7 protein-coding genes are annotated in these 20,010 nt (G+C 71.9%); 5 read left to right on the top strand and 2 right to left on the bottom strand.

Annotated elements, in window-relative coordinates; all coding sequences use genetic code 11:
- Positions 1–9 precede the first annotated feature (9 nt).
- The 3 genes from B0I31_RS11570 to B0I31_RS42540 all read left to right on the top strand — a co-directional run bounded on the left by B0I31_RS11570 (position 10) and on the right by B0I31_RS42540 (position 12,034).
- Positions 10–9,525 carry an RHS repeat-associated core domain-containing protein gene (locus B0I31_RS11570; RefSeq protein ID WP_106615290.1) on the top strand — a complete coding sequence of 3,172 codons (9,516 nt, stop codon included), beginning with the start codon at positions 10–12 and terminating at the stop codon, positions 9,523–9,525.
- Between the two features lie 21 nt (positions 9,526–9,546).
- Positions 9,547–11,787, top strand: coding sequence for a DUF8189 domain-containing protein (locus B0I31_RS11565; protein ID WP_146173817.1), 2,241 nt, complete (start codon positions 9,547–9,549; stop codon positions 11,785–11,787).
- A gap of 115 nt (positions 11,788–11,902) precedes the next feature.
- Positions 11,903–12,034 (top strand): hypothetical protein, encoded by a 132-nt coding sequence (locus tag B0I31_RS42540; protein ID WP_281262288.1) that lies wholly within the window; start codon positions 11,903–11,905, stop codon positions 12,032–12,034.
- On the opposite strand, the gene B0I31_RS11560 is transcribed toward B0I31_RS42540, so the two are convergent.
- The gene (locus B0I31_RS11560; protein WP_106615288.1) at positions 12,035–14,998 is read right to left on the bottom strand and encodes a LamG-like jellyroll fold domain-containing protein; all 2,964 of its coding nucleotides are present in this window, start codon (positions 14,996–14,998) and stop codon (positions 12,035–12,037) included. It lies immediately after the preceding gene.
- A 330-nt stretch (positions 14,999–15,328) separates the two neighbouring features.
- Between B0I31_RS11560 and B0I31_RS11555 the strand changes: the two genes are divergently transcribed.
- Positions 15,329–17,974 (top strand): AfsR/SARP family transcriptional regulator, encoded by a 2,646-nt coding sequence (locus tag B0I31_RS11555; protein ID WP_245949813.1) that lies wholly within the window; start codon positions 15,329–15,331, stop codon positions 17,972–17,974.
- Here the strand turns inward: B0I31_RS11555 and B0I31_RS11550 are convergent.
- Complete coding sequence (locus tag B0I31_RS11550; protein WP_106615453.1) at positions 17,971–19,281, bottom strand: MFS transporter; 1,311 nt, start codon at positions 19,279–19,281, stop codon at positions 17,971–17,973. The two genes, B0I31_RS11555 and B0I31_RS11550, sit on opposite strands and share 4 nt — an antisense overlap.
- Before the next feature lie 159 nt (positions 19,282–19,440).
- Between B0I31_RS11550 and B0I31_RS11545 the strand changes: the two genes are divergently transcribed.
- Positions 19,441–20,010, top strand: a complete 570-nt coding sequence (locus B0I31_RS11545; protein ID WP_245949812.1) for an NADPH-dependent FMN reductase — start codon at positions 19,441–19,443, stop codon at positions 20,008–20,010.

Here is a 20,010-nt window from a genome sequence, read left to right as displayed (position 1 = left end):
GGGAGCGGTATGTCGTCGCGTGTGCGCAAAGCCGGGCTGCTCGGAGCGCTGTGGGCGTCGGGTCCGGCGAAGGTGGTCGCGGTCGCGGCGGTGCTGGCGGTCACCGCGACCAGCGGCGGTGACGCGGTCAACGGCTGGGGGCGGTCGGAGACCTACGCGGCGGACACCGCGCTGGTGCCGGGGCCGGGGCAGCGGTGGGGTGAGGCGCAGGCCGACCCCGACCACCTCGAAGGCGTACCCGGGAACAACACCGTCCCCGAGTCGCTGAGATCCCGCTACCCGAAGGTCGAGTGGGACGTCCGGCCGCACAACACCGCGTCGGTCGAGGCGCCGCCGGTCACCGAGGCCAAGGGCTTCGAAGAGGGCAAGAGCCAGGAGAAGCCCGAGGCGCGCACCAAGTACGAGAAGGTCTACACGAACCCGGACGGCACCGAGACCACCGAGTTCTCCGCCGGTCCCGTCAACTACCGCGACGGCGACCGGTGGAAGCCGATCGAGCCGCGGCTCGTCCCGGACGACCAGGGCTGGCACAACGCCGCCGACCAGGTGGACGTCCGGGTGGCCCGCCGGGCCGACGCCGAACACCTGACCACGCTGCGGGTCGACGCCGACCACGAAGTCTCCTACGGCCTGGCCGGTGCCCAGAAGGTCGACGGCGCCGCGAACGGCAGCACGGCCGCCTACACCGAGGTCCAGCCCGGCGTGGACCTGGAGTTGGAGTCGCAGCCGGGCGGCGTGAAGGAGACCCTGGTCCTCACCCGCCCCGGCGCCACCACCTTCACGTTCCCCCTCACGCTCAAGAACCTCACCGCGCACGTCGAGCACAACCAGGTGCTGCTCAAGGACAGGTCGAACACGACCAGGGCGGTGATCCCGCCCGGCGACATGGTCGACGCGAACGGCAACCGCTCCACCGCCGTCACCTACACCCTGACCAGCCACCACGGCCGCCAAGCCCTCCAGCTCACGCTCGACCGGGGCTGGCTGGACCAAGCCGCCTACCCGGTCGCGGTCGACCCCACCGTCCAACTCCCGGTCACCGGTGAAGCCGCCGACAGCAGCCTGTACGTCAACGGCACGTCGTCGTCCCCCGGCGGCAACACGCTCGTGGTCGGCCCCAACGCCGCCTCCTACCTGCGGTTCGGCAGCCTGGTCGACAAGCTCCGCCACCACACGATCTTCGGCGCGCAGCTCTGGCTGGTGAACTACGACGCCGACTCGTGCCGTCCCCGCGCCGTCACCGTGCACCCGGTCACGCAGAGCTGGGCGTCCAGCGACGACGTCGACTTCCCGGGCCCGGCCACGGGCCGCCAGCTCGCCGAACGCTCCTTCGCCCACGGCCACATCGCGTTCGGCCAGTCGTCCTCCGCGTGCCCCACCGCGGGCGAGCTGATCAACCTCGGCGGCGGCGGGCGCGCCCTGGTGCAGAAGTGGGTGAACGGGGAGCAGGCCAACCACGGCATCTCGCTGCGCGCGAGCGGCGACGGCTCGGGCAAGAAGTTCACCGGCCCCGCCACCGCCAACCCGCCCCGCCTCTACGTCACGCACAGCCCGTACAACGCGACGTACGCGCTGGCCAACCCGGTGCCGAACCCGCCAGTCCTGCAGAACCAGGACGGCAAGGTCAAGATCGCGGTCACCAACAAGAGCGCCTCGGCCTGGGCACCCGGCGACTACTACCTGGCCTACCGCGCCTACCACGCCAAGACCGGCGCGTCGGTCGTCCAGCAGCGCTCGGCCAACCTCACCGCCACGGTCAGCCGCAACCAGCGCGTCACCCTCGACGCCACCGTCAAGGCGCTCCCGCCGGGCAAGTACTTCCTCGACTTCACCATGGTCAAGACCGGCGGCCCGGTGTTCACCGACCACCAGGTGCCGCCCGGCCGGATCGTGCTGGAGGTCTTCGACATCCCGCCGGTGGTCCAGGAGCTGTACCCGCCGAACGGCTACCAGACGCCCACCCTCACCCCGCAGCTGTGGGCCCGCGCGCTGGACGTCGACGCGCCGCCGAGCGTCACCGTGCAGTTCAAGTTCGAGGTCTGCGAGCGTGACGCCGCGAACAAGCCGGTCAACTGCGTGAACTCGGGCTACCAGGCCAAGACCGCCTGGACCGTCCCCGCGGGCACGCTGAAGTGGAGCAAGGCCTACGACTGGCGCGCGTACGTCAAGGACGCCACCAACGAGATCATCTCGCCGTACTCCACGATCCTGACCAGCGTGCCGCAGCCGGAGATCACCTCTCGCCTGGCGGGCGGCCCGTACGGCACGAAGGACCAGGAGTTCGACCCGCAGACGGGCAACTACTCCACCGCCGCCGTGGACGCCTCGGTCACCACGGTCGGCCCGGAGCTGCGCGTCGTGCGCACGTACAACAGCCTGGACCCGCGCCGTGACGGCCTGTTCGGCGCCGGCTGGTCGACCCGGTACGACATGAAGCTCGTCCCGGACGACGACGGCTCCGGCAACGTCGTGATCACCTACCCGGACGGGCAGCAGGTCCGGTTCGGCCGCAACGCGGACGGCACGTTCGCCGCGCCGTTCGGCCGCCAGGCCAAGCTCACCGTCGACGCGACCGCGTGGCGCCTGCTCGACCTGTCCGGCACCACCTACCAGTTCTCCCTCAACGGCAGGCTCAACCGGATCACCGACAGCGCCAACCGCGCGGTCGTGCTGACCTACGACACCACCACCGGCAAGCTGCTCAAGGCCCAGGTGTCCAACAGCCAGACCAACACCGCCGGCCGGTTCGTCACGTTCACCTGGACCGGCAACCACGTCACCGCGGTCAAGGCCGACCAGACCACGTGGAACTACACCTACACCGGCGACCTGCTCACCAAGGCCTGCGCGGGCACCGCCTGCACCACCTACGAGTACGCGGCCGGTTCGCACTACCGCACCACCGTGCTGGACTCGCGCCCCGAGTCGTACTGGCGGCTCGGCGAACCCGAGGGCACGGCCGCCGCCAGCGAGGTGTCGATCAACCTCGGCAAGGACACCGGCACCTACCGCAACGTCACCCTCAACACGCCGGGCATCAACGCCACCGACACCGCCGCGTCCTTCAACGGCACCACGTCGGCGGTCGAGCTGCCCAAGGGCACGTTGAAGAAGAGCCGTGACGGCGCGGTGGAGCTGTGGTTCAAGTCCTCGGTCACCGGCTCGGGCGGTCCGCTGCTCGGCTACCAGGACAAGGCGCTCGGCAGCGCGTCCACCACCGGCGTCCCGATCCTGTACGTCGGCACGGACGGCAAGCTGCGCGGCCAGTTCGGCGTCGGCGCGGTCGCCCCGATCACCAGCGGCACCCTGGTCAACGACGGCAGGTGGCACCACGTCGTGCTCAGCTCGATGGGCACCACGCAGGCGCTGTTCCTCGACGGCGCGAAGGTCGGCGAGCTGACCGGCAGGCAGGTCGACCACGAGAAGCTGACGTTCAACCAGATCGGCGCCGCCTACGCCACCGGCACGTGGCCCGCCTGGGGCACCACGCCGCAGCGGCACTTCGCGGGCGTGATCGACGAGGTCGCCGTCTACTCCGGCCCGGTCGGGCCGCAGTCGACGACCGCGCACCGCAACGCCGACAACCAGGCCGACCTGCTGTCGAAGATCACCCTGCCCAGCGGCAAGGTGGCCACCTCGATCGCCTACGACACCACCCGCGACCGGGTGAAGGAGCAGACCGACGACGACGGCGGCACGTGGCGGATCGGCCCGCCCGCGGTCTACGGCGGTGACGACGACCTGCGCCGCACGGTCGAGGTGCTGGACCCGGCGAACCGGCCGAGCCTGTACGAGTACGACGCGCTGGGCGGCTGGCTGCTGCGCCTGGGCCAACCGCTCGGCCTGGAGGCACGTCCCGAGGACCGGCCCGGCGAGCCGACGACCACACCCACACCGCCTGCGGAGACGTGCAGCAAGCCCGACCCGAACGACCCGTCGTTCTGCACCACGATCCCGAACAGCTCCGGCGGCCCGGTGTTCGTCCGCTACGGCGCCGAGGGCATGAGCATCCGCTCGTACTCCTACGACGACAACGGCCAGCTCAGCGTCGTCACCGACGAGAACGGCGACACGGTCACGCTCGGCTACGACGCGCGCGGCAACATCACGTCGCAGAAGACCTGCCGCACGGCGACCCAGTGCCACACCAGCCACCAGACGTACCCGACGACCGTCACCGACGAGCACGACCCGCGCAACTTCCTGCCGCTGGAGACGCGGGACGGCCGGTCGGCGAGCGCGACCGACCCCGCCTACCGGACCTCGTTCAGCTACCACCCGACCGGCCAGGTGCTGCAGGAGACCGCGCCGGACGGCAGCTTCGTCAAGCACACCTACACCAACGGCGCCGAGGCGGCCGTCAACGGCGGCGCACCGCCCGCCGCGCTGCTCGCGTCCACTGTGGACGCGCGGGGCAAGACGACCCGGTACGCCTACTACAACAACGGCGACCTGGCCCGGGTGACCCAGCCGAGCGGGCTGGTCATCGAGTACACCTACGACAACCTGGGCCGCCGCGCGTCGGTCAAGGAGGTCTCCGACAGCTTCCCCGCCGGCGTCGTCACCACGTTCACCTACGACGCCATGTCACGGCCGCAGACCACCACCGGCCCGCTCACCACCGACGCGGTCACCGGCGAGAAGCACCAGCGGCGGTCCACGAACACCTACGACGTGGACGGCAACCTCACCCGGGTCGAGGAGGCCGACACCCAGGGCAACGACGAGCCGCGCGTCACCACGTACGAGCACGACCAGCACAACCGGGTGACCCGCGAGGTCGACGCCGAGGGCAACGAGACGTCGTACGAGTACGACGCGTTCGGCCACCTGACCTCGCAGACCGACCCGAACGGCAACCGGGTCGACTTCGCCTACACCAGCCGCGGCGCCCTGGCCGAGGTGCGGTTGCGGGACTGGCGCAGCGACCCGGCGGGCGCGCCCGCGCCGGCCAACGGGCACCTGCTGGTCAAGTCGCTGTCCTACGACTTCGCGGGCCGGTTGGCCAGCGAGACCGACGCGATGGGCCGCCGCACCGAGTTCCAGTACTGGGGTGACGGCCTGCTGCGCCGCAAGGTGCTCAAGGACTTCGACAACCCCGATGGCGGCAAGCGCGACTTCGTGCTGGCGGACAACACCTACGACGGCGCGGGCAACCTGACCCGCTCGGTCACCGCCAACGGCAAGTCCGTCACCGAGCACACCCACGACCGGCTCGGCCGGGTGGCGACGGTCGTGGTCGACCCGACCGGCCTGCGCCGCACCACCACCTACTCCTACGACGGCGGCGACAACGTGACCCGTGCGGTCACCGGCGGCAAGGCGTCCAACGTGCCGTGGGAGGTCTCCGAGACCCCGGAGACGGTGACCTACCGGCACGACGACGTGGGCAACGTGGTCGAGGAGACCGTCACCGACGGCACCACCAACCGGGTCAGCAAGTTCACCTACGACCAGCGCGGGCACCAGACCTCGGTCACCGACCCCCGGCTGAACACCACCACGTACGGGTTCGACGAGCTGGGCCGCCAGGTCACGGCCACGGGCGCGGCGGTGGCGGTGGAACGTGACGGCGGCGCGCCGACGACGGTGAAGCCGACCACGAAGACCGGCTACAACACGTTCGACGAGGTCGTGGCGTCGGCCGACGAGCTGGGCCACGTGTCGACCACCGAGTACGACCGCCTCGGCCGGGTGGTGGCCACGATGTCGCCGACCTATCAGGGCGTCACGCCGAGGGTGACCGCGTCCTACGACGGCAACGGCAACGTGAAGGAGGTCGTCAACGCCCGCGGCCACGCCACCAGGTTCGCCTACGACCAGCTGGACCGCCTGGTCACCTGGGACGAGCCCGCGCACACCGGCCGCGCGATCTGGCGCTTCACCTACACCCGGTCCGGGCAGGTGCTGTCCACGACCGGCCCGGACGGCGCGCGGACCGAGTCGACCTACGACGACCTCGACCGCGAGATCACCTCCACCCAGTACGAGCGCAAGCCCACCACCGGCACGTTCACCGCGTGGCAGCGCTACGACGACCTGGGCAACGTGATCTCGACCGTGGCACCTTCGGGCGCCGCCTCGGCATTCGCCTACGACACGCTCGGCCGGCTGGTCAAGGAGACCGACCCGGCGGGCGTGGCCACGCACCACGGCTACGACGCGGCGGGCAACCCGGTGCGGGTCACCGATGGCCTCGGCCGCACCACCCGCCTGGCGTTCGACCTGTTCGGCGACCAGGTGGCGCAGTCGGAGCTGAAGCCGGACGGCACGGTCCTGCGCACCACGAAGTCCGGTTACGACGCGGCGGGCAACCGCACGTCCGTCACCGACGCCAAGCTCAACACCACCACGTTCGAGTTCGACGCCGGGAACAGGCTGGTCAGGCAGGTCGAGCCGGAAGGTGTGGTACAGGAGTTCGGCTACGACGCGGCGGGCAACCTGACCCGCTACACCGATCCGCGCGGGCACCGCACGATCACCACGTACAACGCGTGGGGTCTGCCGGAGAAGGTGATCGAGCCCGCGACCGCGGCGCACCCGACCGACCGCGCGTGGACGTCGGAGTACGACGCGAACGGCAACGAGGTGAAGCTGACCGCGCCCGGTGGCGTGGTGCGGACCCGGACCTACGACGCGGCCGACCAGCTCACCACCGAGACCGGCAGCGGCGCCGAGAAGCCCACCACGGGCCGGGACGTCGTCTACGACCTGCTCGGCCAGGTGACCCGCGTCGGCGCCGACACCTACACCTACGACGACCGCGGCAACCTGCTCACCACGGCCGGCCCCGGTGGCACGGCGGAGTTCGGCTACGACGGCGACGGCAACCAGACCACCCGCCGTGACGCCGCCGGCACGTCCACCTACACCTACCTCAAGGGTCGATTGCATACAGTCGCCGAAGGACTGGCGGGCGTCACCCAGACCTACGGCTACGACGCGGCCGGTGCGCTCAAGACGATCGGCTACGGCGCGGGTCGCACCAGGACGCTCTCGTATGATGACTACGGTAGACTGTATACAGATATCCTCGCGGGTTCGGCCGGGCAGAGCATTTCGTCTACTGCATACAATCGCGATGAGCTGGACCTCGTCACGAGCAAGACCGAGAACGGCGTCGAGACCGGCTACACCTACGACACCGCGGGCAGGCTCAAGTCGGCGACGACCGGCGGCGTCACCACGGCGTACGAGTGGGACCCGGCGGGCAACCGCACCAAGGCGGGCGCCAAGACCGCGACCTACGACGAGCGCAACCGGCTGCTGTCGGACGGCGACTACACCTACACCTACAGCCCGCGCGGCACGATGGCGAGCCGCACCAGCTCCGGGCACACCGAGCCGTTCGCGTTCGACGCGTTCGACCGGATGGTGGGCGCCACCGGCCAGACCTACACCTACGACGGCCTGGACCGGGTCGCCACCCGCAACGGCGCCGCGTTCACCTACGCGGGCCTGGACGACCAGGTGGTGTCGGACGGCACCGCCACGTTCGCCCGCGGCCCCGGTGACGAGGTGCTGGCCACCAAGAAGGGCGGGACGTCCCGCGTGCCGGTGACCAACGGCCACGGTGACGTGATCGGCGGCATCGCCCCGGACGGTCAGGCGCTGGCCGACCGGACGTCCTACGACGCGTTCGGCAAGGTCACCGCGAAGACCGGCGACACCGGGCCGCTGGGTTACCAGGGCGACTGGACCGACCCGACCACCGGCCAGGTCGACATGGGCGCGCGCTGGTACGACCCGTCGACGGGCGTGTTCGACTCGCGTGACGACATCCCGTTCCAGGGCGGCGACGGCATCCGCGCCAACCGCTACACCTACGGCGCGGGCGACCCGGTCGGCCAGGTCGACCCGGACGGGCACTGGTCGTGGCCGTGGGACTGGTTCGACGACGATGACGACGGTCCGTCCCAGTGGGTCGAGACCTACGAGTGCATCATCTTCTGCGACTACGCCTCCGACCTGTCGTGGCTGATCCGCCGGCAGGCGGACAACCTGTCGGGCACGAAGCGGAAGAAGTCGCCGGGCGCGGGCGGCACCTACCCGGACTACGCGCGCGGCCCGGCGTACTCGGGTCCGGGTGGCAGCGGCAGTTGCGGCAACTGCTACAAGAGGGGTGGCGGCGGCGGGCCCACCGCGGCGGAACGCGCCGAGGCGGCCCGGCGGGCGGAGTACGAGCGCAAGCGGCGGGTGACCGCGCAGGCCAAGGCGGCGGCGCAGTACTCGGCGCGGCACACGCCCAGGACCGTGTCGGGCGCGGCGCACGCGCCGGTGACGAACATGCCGAAGACGGTGTCCTCCAACCCGAAGCTGCCCGCGAACCAGGTCGGCGCGAACCGCGACGTGGTGGCCGACGCCAAGCGCGGCACGGACAAGATCTACGACGCGGCCGTGCAGAAGGCCGGCAACCCGGTGAGCAACACGTCCGCGGCGAGCAAGTCCGGCGCCGGTGGCGGTGGCTTCGCGTGGAAGTGGCCGAAGTGGCAGGGCTGGAAGGCCGAGGGCAAGGCCCTGCTCAACGGCCTCGCCGAGATCAGCGGCTACAACGACGGCAAGCGGTGCGTCACCGAGGGCGACACGGAGAGCTGCATCTGGGCCGGGGTGTCGGCGCTGTCGCTGTTCGCCGGCCCGTACGGCGTCGGCGCGGTGCGTGCGGCCAAGGGCGTGCGGATGGGCGCCAAGCACGGCGACGAGATCGTGGGCGCGGCGTGCGCGCTGGTCGCGTCGAACAGCTTCACCGGTGACACGGCGGTGCGCATGGGCGACGGCTCGACCAAGCCCATCGCGGACGTCCGGGTCGGCGACCAGGTCGCGGCGACCGATCCGACGACCGGGCGGACCGGCGCCTTCACCGTGACCGACCTGATCACCGGCACCGGCGTCAAGCAGATGGTCGAGGTGACGGTGGAGGCCGAGGGCCGCACGTCCACCCTCACCGCCACCGACGGTCACCCGTTCTGGGCGGGCGGCGAGTGGGTCGAGGCCGGTGACCTGGTGGCCGGGCAGAAGCTCTCGGAAGGCACGGTCGTCGGTGTCCGGTACTGGTCGGAACAGCGGACCGTGCACAACCTGACCGTCGACACCGTGCACACCTTCCACGTCGTGACCGGTGCCGCGGACGTGCTCGTGCACAACACGGGCAAGTGCGGCAAGGCGCTGGCCAAGGTGCGCGCGGGCGCCACCGCGGTGAAGAACGGCGTGGTCGGCGGTGCGAAGGCGGTGGCGAACGGCGCCCGTGCGGTCGGGCGCGGCGTGCAGGCGGTCGGCCGCGGTGTGGCGAACATCGGCAAGACCGTGGCGCGCAAGGCGCGCGTCGAGGTCAAGCGGACCAGCATCTACATGATCACCAACGGGCACCGAGCGCTCCGCAAGTGCGTCGGCAGGCCGCTCTCCGCGGCGGGCATCGGCTACGCCCTCGACCAGACCGCGATCGGCCTCACCGCCGCGTTGATCATGGCCTCCAACTGCGCCTGGGACATGTCGCACGACGCCACCAAGACCAACAAGAGCCACCGGTAGTTCCGAGTGAGGGGAAACGAGTTGTCCAAGAGATCCGGCGTGGGCTTGCTGGCGGTCGCCGCCGCAGTGCTCGCGATGGTGGTCGCGCCACCGGCCCAGGCGGATTCGTCCGGCGGCGGCGGGGACTACGTCTCGCTGAACGGGCACGCGCACGTGCTGGACACCCGTGACGGCACGGGCGGGGTGACCGGCCAGCGCGGTGCGGAGACCACCACGACGTTCCCGGTGCTCGGCATCGGCGGCGTGCCGACCAGCGGTGTCGGTTCGGTCATGGCGCGGGTGGTGGTGCTCGCGCCGACCGCGGAGACGTGGCTGGAGCTGTGGCCGGACGGCACGCCCCGCAGCGCGGACGGCACCGCCGTCACCGCCCGGCCGGGTGAGGACCTGTCCGCGTTCGTCGCGGTGAAGGTCGGCGCGAACGGCAAGCTCGCGGTGTACCAGGCGGCGGGCAAGGCGCACATCGTGGTCGAGGTGCACGGCTACTTCAAGTCCGCGCAGGGCACCAACGGCGGCGGGTTCGTGCCGGTGGCGCACACCCGCACGATCGACACGCGCAGCGGTCTCGGCGTGTCCACCGGGACGATCCCGGCGGGCGGCACCCGGACCGTGACGCTGACCGGCGGGCTCATCCCGGCCGGCGCGTCCGCCGCGTACGTGAACCTGGCCGTGCCGGGCGCGTCGGCGAAGGGCTGGATGGCCTACGCGCCCTCGGGCCTGGCCACCCGGCCGGTGCTGAACTACATGACCGGCACCACGCAGCAGGCCGCGGTCGTGCAGCTGAGCGCGGACGGCAAGGTGACCTTCACCAACAAGGGCACCGCCGCCGCGCACTTCATGCTGAACGTCGAGGGCTACTTCACCGGCTCCGCCACCACCGGCAGCGGCTTCCGGGCCAACGACGGCCGTCTGATCAACACCCGCACCGCGGGCGCGGGCCTGCCGGTGGCCGCGAACGGCAGCCTCGACGTGCAGGTCGGCGGCACGTTCGGGCTGCCGACCCGCGGGATCGCGGGCGCGTTGCTGTCGATCACGACCACCTCGGAGGCCGCCGGTTACGTCAAGGCGTGGCCGCTGGGCGAGCCCGAGCCGGGGCTGACGATGATGGACCACGGCATCAGCCGCCGGACCAACTCGATCGTGCTCAAGCCGGGCACGGACGGCAAGATCCGCATCCGCAACGGCAGCTCCGACACCATGCACGTGATCGTGGACCTCCAGGGCTGGTTCGCCGAGCCGCTGCCCGCGGTGGCGACGGTGCAGAACAGCCGCACGACGGTGTTCCAGGCCGCCCCGGTCGCCGGTGCGCGCGTCGGCACGCTGGAGTACGCCTACACCGACAACGCGGGCCGGGTCGTCTACGGCCACCAGTCCGATGTGGACAACTTCGGCTCGATCCAGTGGACGGTGATCTCGGGCAACGAGGCGTTCACCGGGCAGCCCGCGATCGCGCAGCTGTCGGACGGTCGCATCCAGGTGACGGCGCAGCGCCGTGACGGCGACGTGTGGGCGGTGACCCAGACGGCGGCCGGCGCGGTGACGTGGGGCGCGTGGAGGGACTTCGGCGGTTCGATGGCCGCCGCGCCGACCGTGGCGAAGCTGGCCGACGGGACGCCGGCCCAGTTCGCCGTCGACGTCGACGGCAAGCTGTGGGTGTACCAGCAGAAGGGCACCGTGCCGTTCTGGCGGAACCTGGGCGACCAGAACCTGGTCGGCGCCCTGACCGTGGTCACGGTCCGCGACGGTGTCCGGATCTTCGGTCTCGACGGTGCCGGTGTGGTGAAGAGCGTGCAGTTCTACCACGACGGTTCGGTGTCCCCGTGGACCAACCTGGGCGGTGCCGGCTCGTCCGGTGCGCCCGCCGTGGTCGTCCGGCCGGGCTACCAGCTGCAGGTCTTCGTGCGGGGCGCGGCGGGCACGATCGTCACCAAGCTCCAGGACGCCGCCGGCACGTGGCCGGGCGACTGGACCGACGTCGGCACCGGCACCGTCGCCCCGGCAGGTGCGCCGTCCGCCGTCCTCGACCCGGCCCTGGGCCGAGTCGCCGTCGTGGTCCGGGGAACCGACAATGAGATCCACCGCGTCTGGGAGACCTCGGTCGGCTCCAACACCTGGGGCGACTGGGCCTGGCTGATCGAGGGCATCTCGGACCCCTCGGCCACCGACCCGACCGCCGTCCCCTTCGCCAACGCCAACGGCGAATCGTGGCTGGTCACCTTCCGCAGCCCGAACGGCACCCCGAGGTTCGTGGACCGCAGGATCTAGCCGCTGACAGGAGAACGGGCCGGGGCACCCACGCCCCGGCCCGTTCTCACTTGCTGCGCTTCAAGAACTCGGCCCAGACACTCGCGTCGAACTGCTGCCGGACGACCAGGGCGAGGTGTTCGTCGGCGAGTGCAGCGAAGTCCTCGGCGTGACCAACGGCGTGACGCTCGTGCTCGGCGAGGCCCTCGGCCAGCTGCTCGGCAAGCTGACCGAGGGCCTCGCCGCCCTCGAAGCCCGGCCCGCCTGATCACCCCCGGGCGAACGGTCCCGGTGTCACCACCTCGAACGGCAGGTGGGTGATCGTCGTGCCACCGCGCTGGACCCGGAACTCGTCCAGCGTGCCCTTGAACCGGTCGGCGCCGTCCGGCCTCGCGCCCAGCCGCAGGCCGTCCACCGCGAACGTGTCGCCGTACGTGAGCGAGCCCTTGATCGCCGCACTGCCGCGAACCGTGCCGTCGACCAGCAGTTCCAGCGTCCCGCCGACCCGGCGCAGCACGACGTGGTGCCACTGGCCGTCCCCGAACGCGCCCACCGACGTGACCGACGTCGGCCCCGCATCGGTCTGCACCCGGGCCAGCAGTCGGCCCTGGCCCGGCTGCGCGCGCAACCACAGCGAGCGCTCCGTCGCACCGACGTCGTAGGCCCACACCAGGACCTGGTCGGTCGTGCCCGCGACGTACCGCATCCGGAAGTCGATCGAGAAGTCGCCGTCCAACGCCTGGTAGGGCACGACCACCGAGTCGTCCACGCCGTCGAACGCCAAGCCGCGCCCGCTCACGCCGGTGGTCGTGACCGCACCGCCCTGCACCGCCGAGTGGTGGCAGTGCGCGGACACGTCGGCCGTCGCCGGGCCGGGCGGGGTGCGGACGACGTCGTGCGCCTGCGTGTTCTGGTGCTCGAAGCCCCACCACAGCGTCGCCCGCGTGCCCACGGTCAGCCGGACGTCGTCCAGCCGCCCGTCCAGCACGTCGGTCCCGTCCGGCTTCGACCCGACGCGCACACCGAGCGTGCTGGACACCGACCCGGTCAACCCGGTCGCCACGGCCGGGGTGCCGCCGTCGACGCTCATCTCCACCCGGTCACCGACCCGGCGCAGCGTCAGCTGGTGCCAGGCGCCGTCACCGAACGCCGTCGCCGACGACGTGTCGGTCACCGCCACGGACACGTGCCCGGCATCGGTCTCGACCCACCCGAACAGCCGGTCCGAGCCGGGCTGTGCCCGCACCCACACCGACGGCTTGCCCGTCGTCGCCCCGTACGCCCACAGCAGCGCCTGGTTCACCGTGCCCTGGCGCTGGAACCACAACGAGAACGCGAAGTCACCCGCACCGGGGTCCAGCGCCGGCGAGTACGGCACCTCCACCCCCGGCCGCGTGGCGTCGACGTCCAGGGCCGTCCCGGTCTTGCCCGGCACCAACGGCCGGTGCCCGCCGAGCAACGTGCCGGCCAGGCAGTGCCCGGTGAGGTCGTCGGTCAGCGCGACCTTCGTGCGGGTGGGCGCCACCGCGCCGTCCACCACCTGGAACGGCAGGTTCAGCACCGCGACGCCCGCCTTGCGCACGACGAAGTCCTTCAGCACCCCGGAGAACGGGTCCGCGCCGTCCAGCCGCGACCCCAGCCGCAGCCCGGTGCGCGTCTTCGCCACCGCGCCGACCACCCCCGTCGCCGACGCCGACACGCCGTCCACGGTGAGGGTGACCCGGTCGCCGACGCGGGCCAGCGTCAGCTTGTGCCAGGCGTTGTCGGCGTAGGCGCCGTCCAACGACACGGTGGCACCGCTGGTCGTTCCCCTCACCCAGGCGACCAGGCGTCCGGACTGGATCCGCGCCCACACCTGCGGCACCTCCACGCCCTGGCCGAACCCCCAGAACAACGCCTGGGCGGCGGTCGACCCGCCGTGCCGGAACGAGGTCTCGACGGTGAAGTCCTGCGCGCCGACGTCCAGCGACCGCGAGTACGGCACGTCGGCCTGGCCGGTCAGGCCCGCGTTCACGGTTCCGCGCACGTAGGCGTCGTTGGCGTGCGCCGTCGTGTCCGGTGACGTGGGGCCGGCGGTCGGTGTCGCGTCCGCGGACGGGTTCGTGCCGCCGGGGACCTGCGCCTGCTGCGTGGTGAACCGGTTGAACCGGATCTCGTCCGCCGAGAACGACTGGCCGCCCTCGTACAGCAACCCGATCTCGCCGGTGGACAGCTCGGCCAGGTCCGAGTAGCCGGCCCGGCTCGCGTGGATCAGGCCGCCCGCGCCCCACGTGACGCCACCGTCGGTCGAGTACCGGATGCGCATGAGCTCGCGGTCCTGCGGGTCGGACGGTCCGGAGAACAGCAGGATCCCGTTGCGCAGCGCCAGCACCGCGCCCTGCACGGCCGGCGTGACCAGGCTCGGGATCGGGGTGGAGGCGGACACCGTCGTGCCGCCGTCCGTGCTGATGGCGCGGGTGCGGTGGTGCCCGGTGGCGATGTCGTTGCGGCCCAGCACCAGCACGTCGCCGTTGGGCAGCTCGGCCACGGACATCTCGCCGGGCGTGACCTCGCCCTCGACGAACGAGTCGGGCGTCTGGCTCGCCTGCCAGGTCTCACCGTGGTCGGAGCTGTAGAGGACGCCGGCCCGCACGACGTTGCCCACGGCCTGGTGCGCGCCCACGACCAGCCGCCCGCTGCGCAGCTGCACGCCGTGCGACGGCCCGGTGGCGAACCAGCCGCGCGTGGTCCCGTCGAACGACGCGGGGATCTGCCGTGCCGCCGACCAGGTCACCCCGTCGTCGTCGCTGTGCTGGACCCACGGCAGCCGCACGCCGCCGGGCAGTGCCTCGTTCGACGTGGACAGCAGGAACACCCGCCCGGTCTCCCGGTCCACCACCGGCGCCGGGTTGCCCCTGGTGAACGGCTTCTCCAAGTCGTCGGGCACCCCGCTCAACACCACCCGGGCGGGTCCCCACGTCCGCCCGTCGTTGGTCGACCGCCGCACGACGATGTCGATGTCACCGCGGTCCGCGCACGACGGCGACTCCCTGGCCTCCGCGAACGCCAGCAGCGTGTCCGCCGCCGTCCGCACCAGCGCGGGGATCCGATAACACCCGTACCCGCCGGTACCGGCCTTGAACAAGACGTGCTCGACACCGATGGACGACGGCGAACCCGGCACGCCACCGCCCCACGCGGGCACCGGCGTGATCAACGCCAGGACCAGCACCAACCCCAGAAGTCTGCTCACCGGCGCAGGCTAGGCAACCGCGCTTCCAACCGGCTTCCACGCCACTTCGGCCGCCACGCCACTGCACCGGGACACGAGGACGGCCGCCCCCAGGTCGACCGTCCTCGTGAGCGTGAGGTGACCGCGTCCTCTCGAAAGGGGCGGACACGCCGCGGCGTCCCGACCGGCAGGGGGAGCACCGGTCGGGACGTCGACCCCTCGAAACCGGCGGGGGGTGTGGGGCACTCCGCCGGGTCACTTCACCTATCCGCGGTCATGGGGACACCCTGCTCGGGCGAACGTGAGCGAACCTAGGATGAACCTTGAACCGGCTGGTCGAGGGGGGTGGGCGTGGACTTCGGGCTGCTCGGTGGTGTCCGGGCCCGCGTCGGCGGCGCCGACCTCGACATCGGCCACACCCGCCGGCGCGGCGTGCTGGCGGCGTTGTTGCTGGAAGCCGGTCGGCCGGTGCCCGCGGAACGGCTCGTCGACCGCGTCTGGGGCGATCGGCCGCCGTTGCGGGCGAAGGAAACCCTGTACGGGTACGTGTCCAAGCTGCGGTCGGCCGGGATCGACATCCGGCGCCGTCCGGGCGGCTACCTGCTGGAGACCGACCGGATCGACCTGGTCGAGTTCCGCGCCCTGGCCAAGCGGGCGCGCACCGCGCCGGACGACCAGGCCGCCGAGCTGTACGACCGGGCGTTGCGGCTGTGGCGCGGCGAGGTGTTGGACGGGCTGGACTCGCCGTGGTTCGCCCAGGTCAGGGAGTCGTTGCAGGCCGAACGGGCGGCCGTCGAACTCGACCGCAACGACGTGGCGATCCGGCTCGGCGACCACGCCGCCCTGCTGCCCGCCCTCCGCGACGCGACGCAGGCGCACCCGCTGGACGAACGCCTCGCCGGCCAGTTGATGCTCGCCCTGCACCGCAGCGGCCGGTCGTCGGAGGCGCTGCGGCACTACGACGCGTTGCGCCGCACCCTCGCCGACGAGCTGGGCACCGACCCCGGCACCCCGCTGCAAGACCTCTACCTGCGACTTCTAGGTCAGCAAGCACCGCCGGAGACCACGAAGGCCGTGCCGCGGCAGCTGCCCGCGCCGCAACGGTGGTTCACCGGGCGGGAGAAGGAGATCGCCGATCTCACCGAGCCGTCGTCGACCGTCGTGATCACCGCGATCGGCGGTGCGGGCGGTATCGGCAAGACGGCGTTGGCGCTGCACTGGGCGCACCAGCACGCGGACGAGTTCCCGGACGGCCAGCTCTACGTCAACCTGCGCGGCTTCGACCCGGTCGGCGACCCCGTCACGCCGCAGAACGCGCTGCGCGGCTTCCTCGAAGCCCTCGGTGTCGGCGACCCGCCCGCCGACCTCGACGCCCAGGCCGCCCTCTACCGCAGCCTGGTCGCCGACAAGCGGATGCTCGTCGTGCTGGACAACGCCCGTGACACGACCCAGGTCACGCCCCTGCTGCCGGGTGGCGCGCACTGCACCGTGCTGATCACCAGCCGGTTGCAGCTGCTCGGCCTGCTCACCGCGCACGGCGCGCGTTCGGTCGTGCTGGACGTGCTGGACGAGCACGAGTCCCGCGCGTTCCTCGTCTCCCGCCTCGGCGCGGAACGGGTCGAGGCGGAGCCGGACGTCACCCGCGAGCTGCTGGAGCTGTGCGGCGGCCTGCCGCTGGCGTTGAGCATCATCGCGGCCCGTGCCGTGACGCAGCCGGACCTGCCGCTGTCCGCGCTCACCGAGGAGCTGAAGGACCAGCGGCTCGACGCGCTGGACGACCTCAGCGCCGACCTCCGCACGGTGTTCGCCTGCTCGTTACGGGTGCTCAGCCCCGAGGCGGAGGAGCTGTTCGGGCTGATCGGCCTGACCTCCGCGCCGGACCTGAGCCTGAAGGCGATCACCGCCCTCACCGGCCGGGCCGACACGCGCCGGCTGCTCCGCGAACTCGAAGCCGCGCACCTGGTGCAGCAGCACCGGGTTGGCCGCTACCGGATGCACGACCTCGTCCGCCTCTACGCCGCCGAGGTCGGGCCCGCGCACGCCGACGCGAACCTCAAGGCGTTCATCGGGTACTTCGCCGCCACCGCGCACAACGGTGACCGGCTGATCGAGCCGCACCGCCCGCCGATCACCCCACCGGACGGCGACCCGGCGCCATTGGCCGACGTCACCGCCGCGATGGACTGGTTCGACGCCGAGCACGAGTCGCTGCTGGCCGCCCAACGGCTGGCCGGCGCCCACCGCTGGCACGACGTCGCCTGGCACCTGGCGTGGGCGTTGACGAACTACCACCTGCGCCGCGGTCACGCGGCCGAGGACATCGAGGTCTGGGGTGCCGCGCTGGTGGCCGCCGACGCCCTCCAGGACCGGTTCAAGCAGGTTTCCGCGCACAAGTTCCTCGGCATGGCGCTGGCCGACGTCGGCCGTTACGACGAGGGCGACCACCACTTGCGCCGGTCGTTGGAGCTGGTGGAGGACGACTACGGCAAGGCCGCCGCGCACCGCGCCATGGCATGGGCGATGGAACGCCGGGGTGACGTCGCCGGCGCGTTGGAGCACGCGCAGGCGCAGCTGGAGCTGTTCCGCGCGTTGGACATCCCGGTGCGCGTGGCGGAGGCGCTCAACGACGTCGGCTTCCGGATGGCGCGGCTCGGCGACTACGTGCGTGCCGAGGAGCACTGCCGGGAAGCGTTGGCGCTCAGCGGGGAACTCGGCCACGTCGAAGGTGAAGCGGCCACTTCGGACAGCCTCGGCTACATCGCCCACCACCACGGGCGTGACGCGGACGCGGTCGAGCACTACCGGCACGCGTTGAAGCTGTACCGGCAGCTGGACAACTCCTACGAGGAGGCCAGCGTGCTGCGGCACTTCGGCGACGTGCTCGCCGCCGTGGGCCGGCACGACGAAGCACGCGACGCACGGCAACGAGCACTCACCCTGTTCCGCGCCCAGGGCCGCGTCGAGGACGCCGACGAAGTCCTGGCCCTGCTCGCCTAGCGCTGCCTACCCGCCGCCAGCGCCACGACCCCCGCCACGGCCACCGCCGCCAACACCGCGACACCCGTGCGGAACCCGGCCTCACCACCGCCCGCCAAGCCCGCCGCCAACGCCGCCACCGCGGGACCCACCGTCGCGCCGACCATCCGCGCGGTCGCGCTCAACCCGCCCGCCGCACCTTCCATCCCTTCCGGCGCACCGGCCATGACCAGCGTGTTCATCGCCGTGTTGAACAGGCCCTGGCCGACACCGAGCACGCCGAGCCGCCAGCACAGGTCGACCAACCCCGTCACCGGCAGCATGAGCAACCCCAACCCGAGCGCGCTCACCACCGACCCGGCCATCGCCACCAGCCACGGCCCGTACCGGTCGGTCAGCGAACCCGACACCAGCGCCAGCGCCGCCACCCCGGCCACGAACACCAGCAGCGCCACCCCGACGTCCTCCGGCGAACCGCCCAGCACGTCCGCCACGTGGTAGGGCACCAGGAAGAACATCACCCCGGCCAACGTCGACACCAGCGACAACGTCAGCAGCGGCAGCCCGAACAACCGCCGCCGCACCACCGTGAGCACCGGCCGTGACGCGGGCAGCCGCCCCCACCACACCGCCGGCACCAACCCGATCCCGAGCAGCCACACCCGGTCCTCGAACGCCAGCAGCACCGACGTGACCGCACCGCCCAGCAGCACCGCCTCCAGCACCAGCCCCCGGTCCGGCAGCGGCAGCCCGCGCCCGTCACCGCGCAGCGACCGCCACCCCAGCCACAACGCGAACGCCAGCACCGGCAGCTTCATCAGGAACACCGCACGCCACCCGAACGCACCGGCCACCAACCCGCCCAGCGGCGCACCGGCCAGCCCGCCGACCGTCATGATCGTGATGACGTACCCGATGGCCCGCCCGCGCTGCTCCGGCCGCACCGCCGCGACCACGATCGGCATGTACCCGGCCAGCACCAGCGACCCGGCCACGCCTTGCAGCACCCGTCCCACCAGCAGCACCCAGAACGCGGGCGCGACCGCCGTGAGCACGCTCGCCACCGCGACACCGATCAACGACAGCAGGAACGCCGACCGCACGTCCGCCCGGTCGACCCACCGCCCGGCCGGGATCGCCACCGCCGCCATGGGCAGCGTGTAGGCCAGCAGCACCCACGCCGTGGCCGCCGGCCCCACGTCCAACTCGCTGCCCAGACTGGGCAGCACCACCGCCGCGACCGTCATCTCGGTGGTGACCACCAACATCGCCACCGCCAACGCCACCACCGGCGCCCAACGCGTCCTGACCTGCGCTTCCCGTGTCATGCCGGCGAAGCTACGGCCGCACGCGGACCGGTCGAATCCGTCAGGTGACCGGTCGTCCCGCACCTCCTGCGACTGATGGACGACCAGTCACGTGACAGATGCCCGTGCCCTCCGCCCGCTCCTAGCGTCGTCACCGACACACCGAGGGAGGGAACACCCGTGATCAAGCTAGCGATCATCGTCGGCAGCACCCGCAAGGGCCGGTTCGCGCCGGTCGTGGCGAACTGGTTCACCGACCGCGCCAAGCAGCGCGACGACCTGAGCGTGGACGTGCTCGACCTGGACGACCTGGACCTGCCCGACCGGCTGCACGGCTTCGGCGAGGACCCGGCGCCGGAGGTCGCGCTGGTCTCGCCGCGCCTGCGTGACGCGGACGCGTTCGTCGTCGTCACGCCCGAGTACAACCACAGCTTCCCCGCGCCGCTGAAGAGCGCCATCGACTGGCACTTCACCGAGTGGCAGGCCAAGCCGGTCGGGTTCGTCTCCTACGGCGGCGTCGGCGGCGGGCTGCGGGCGGTCGAGCAGTTGCGGCAGGTCTTCGCCGAGCTGCACGCCGTGACCGTGCGGGACACGGTCAGCTTCCACGGCGCCTGGTCGCGGTTCGACGACGAGGGCGCGCCGGTCGAGGCCGAGGCTGTCAACAACGCCGCCACGACCATGCTGGACCAGCTGGTCTGGTGGGGCACGGCGCTCAAGGAGGCCCGCGCCAAGCAGCCTTACGGGGCCTGA

Source organism: Saccharothrix carnea (genome assembly GCF_003014735.1).
Classification (GTDB): domain Bacteria; phylum Actinomycetota; class Actinomycetes; order Mycobacteriales; family Pseudonocardiaceae; genus Actinosynnema; species Actinosynnema carneum.
Note: the sequence above shows the minus strand (reverse complement) of the source record. Positions and strands in the feature narration are given on the sequence as shown.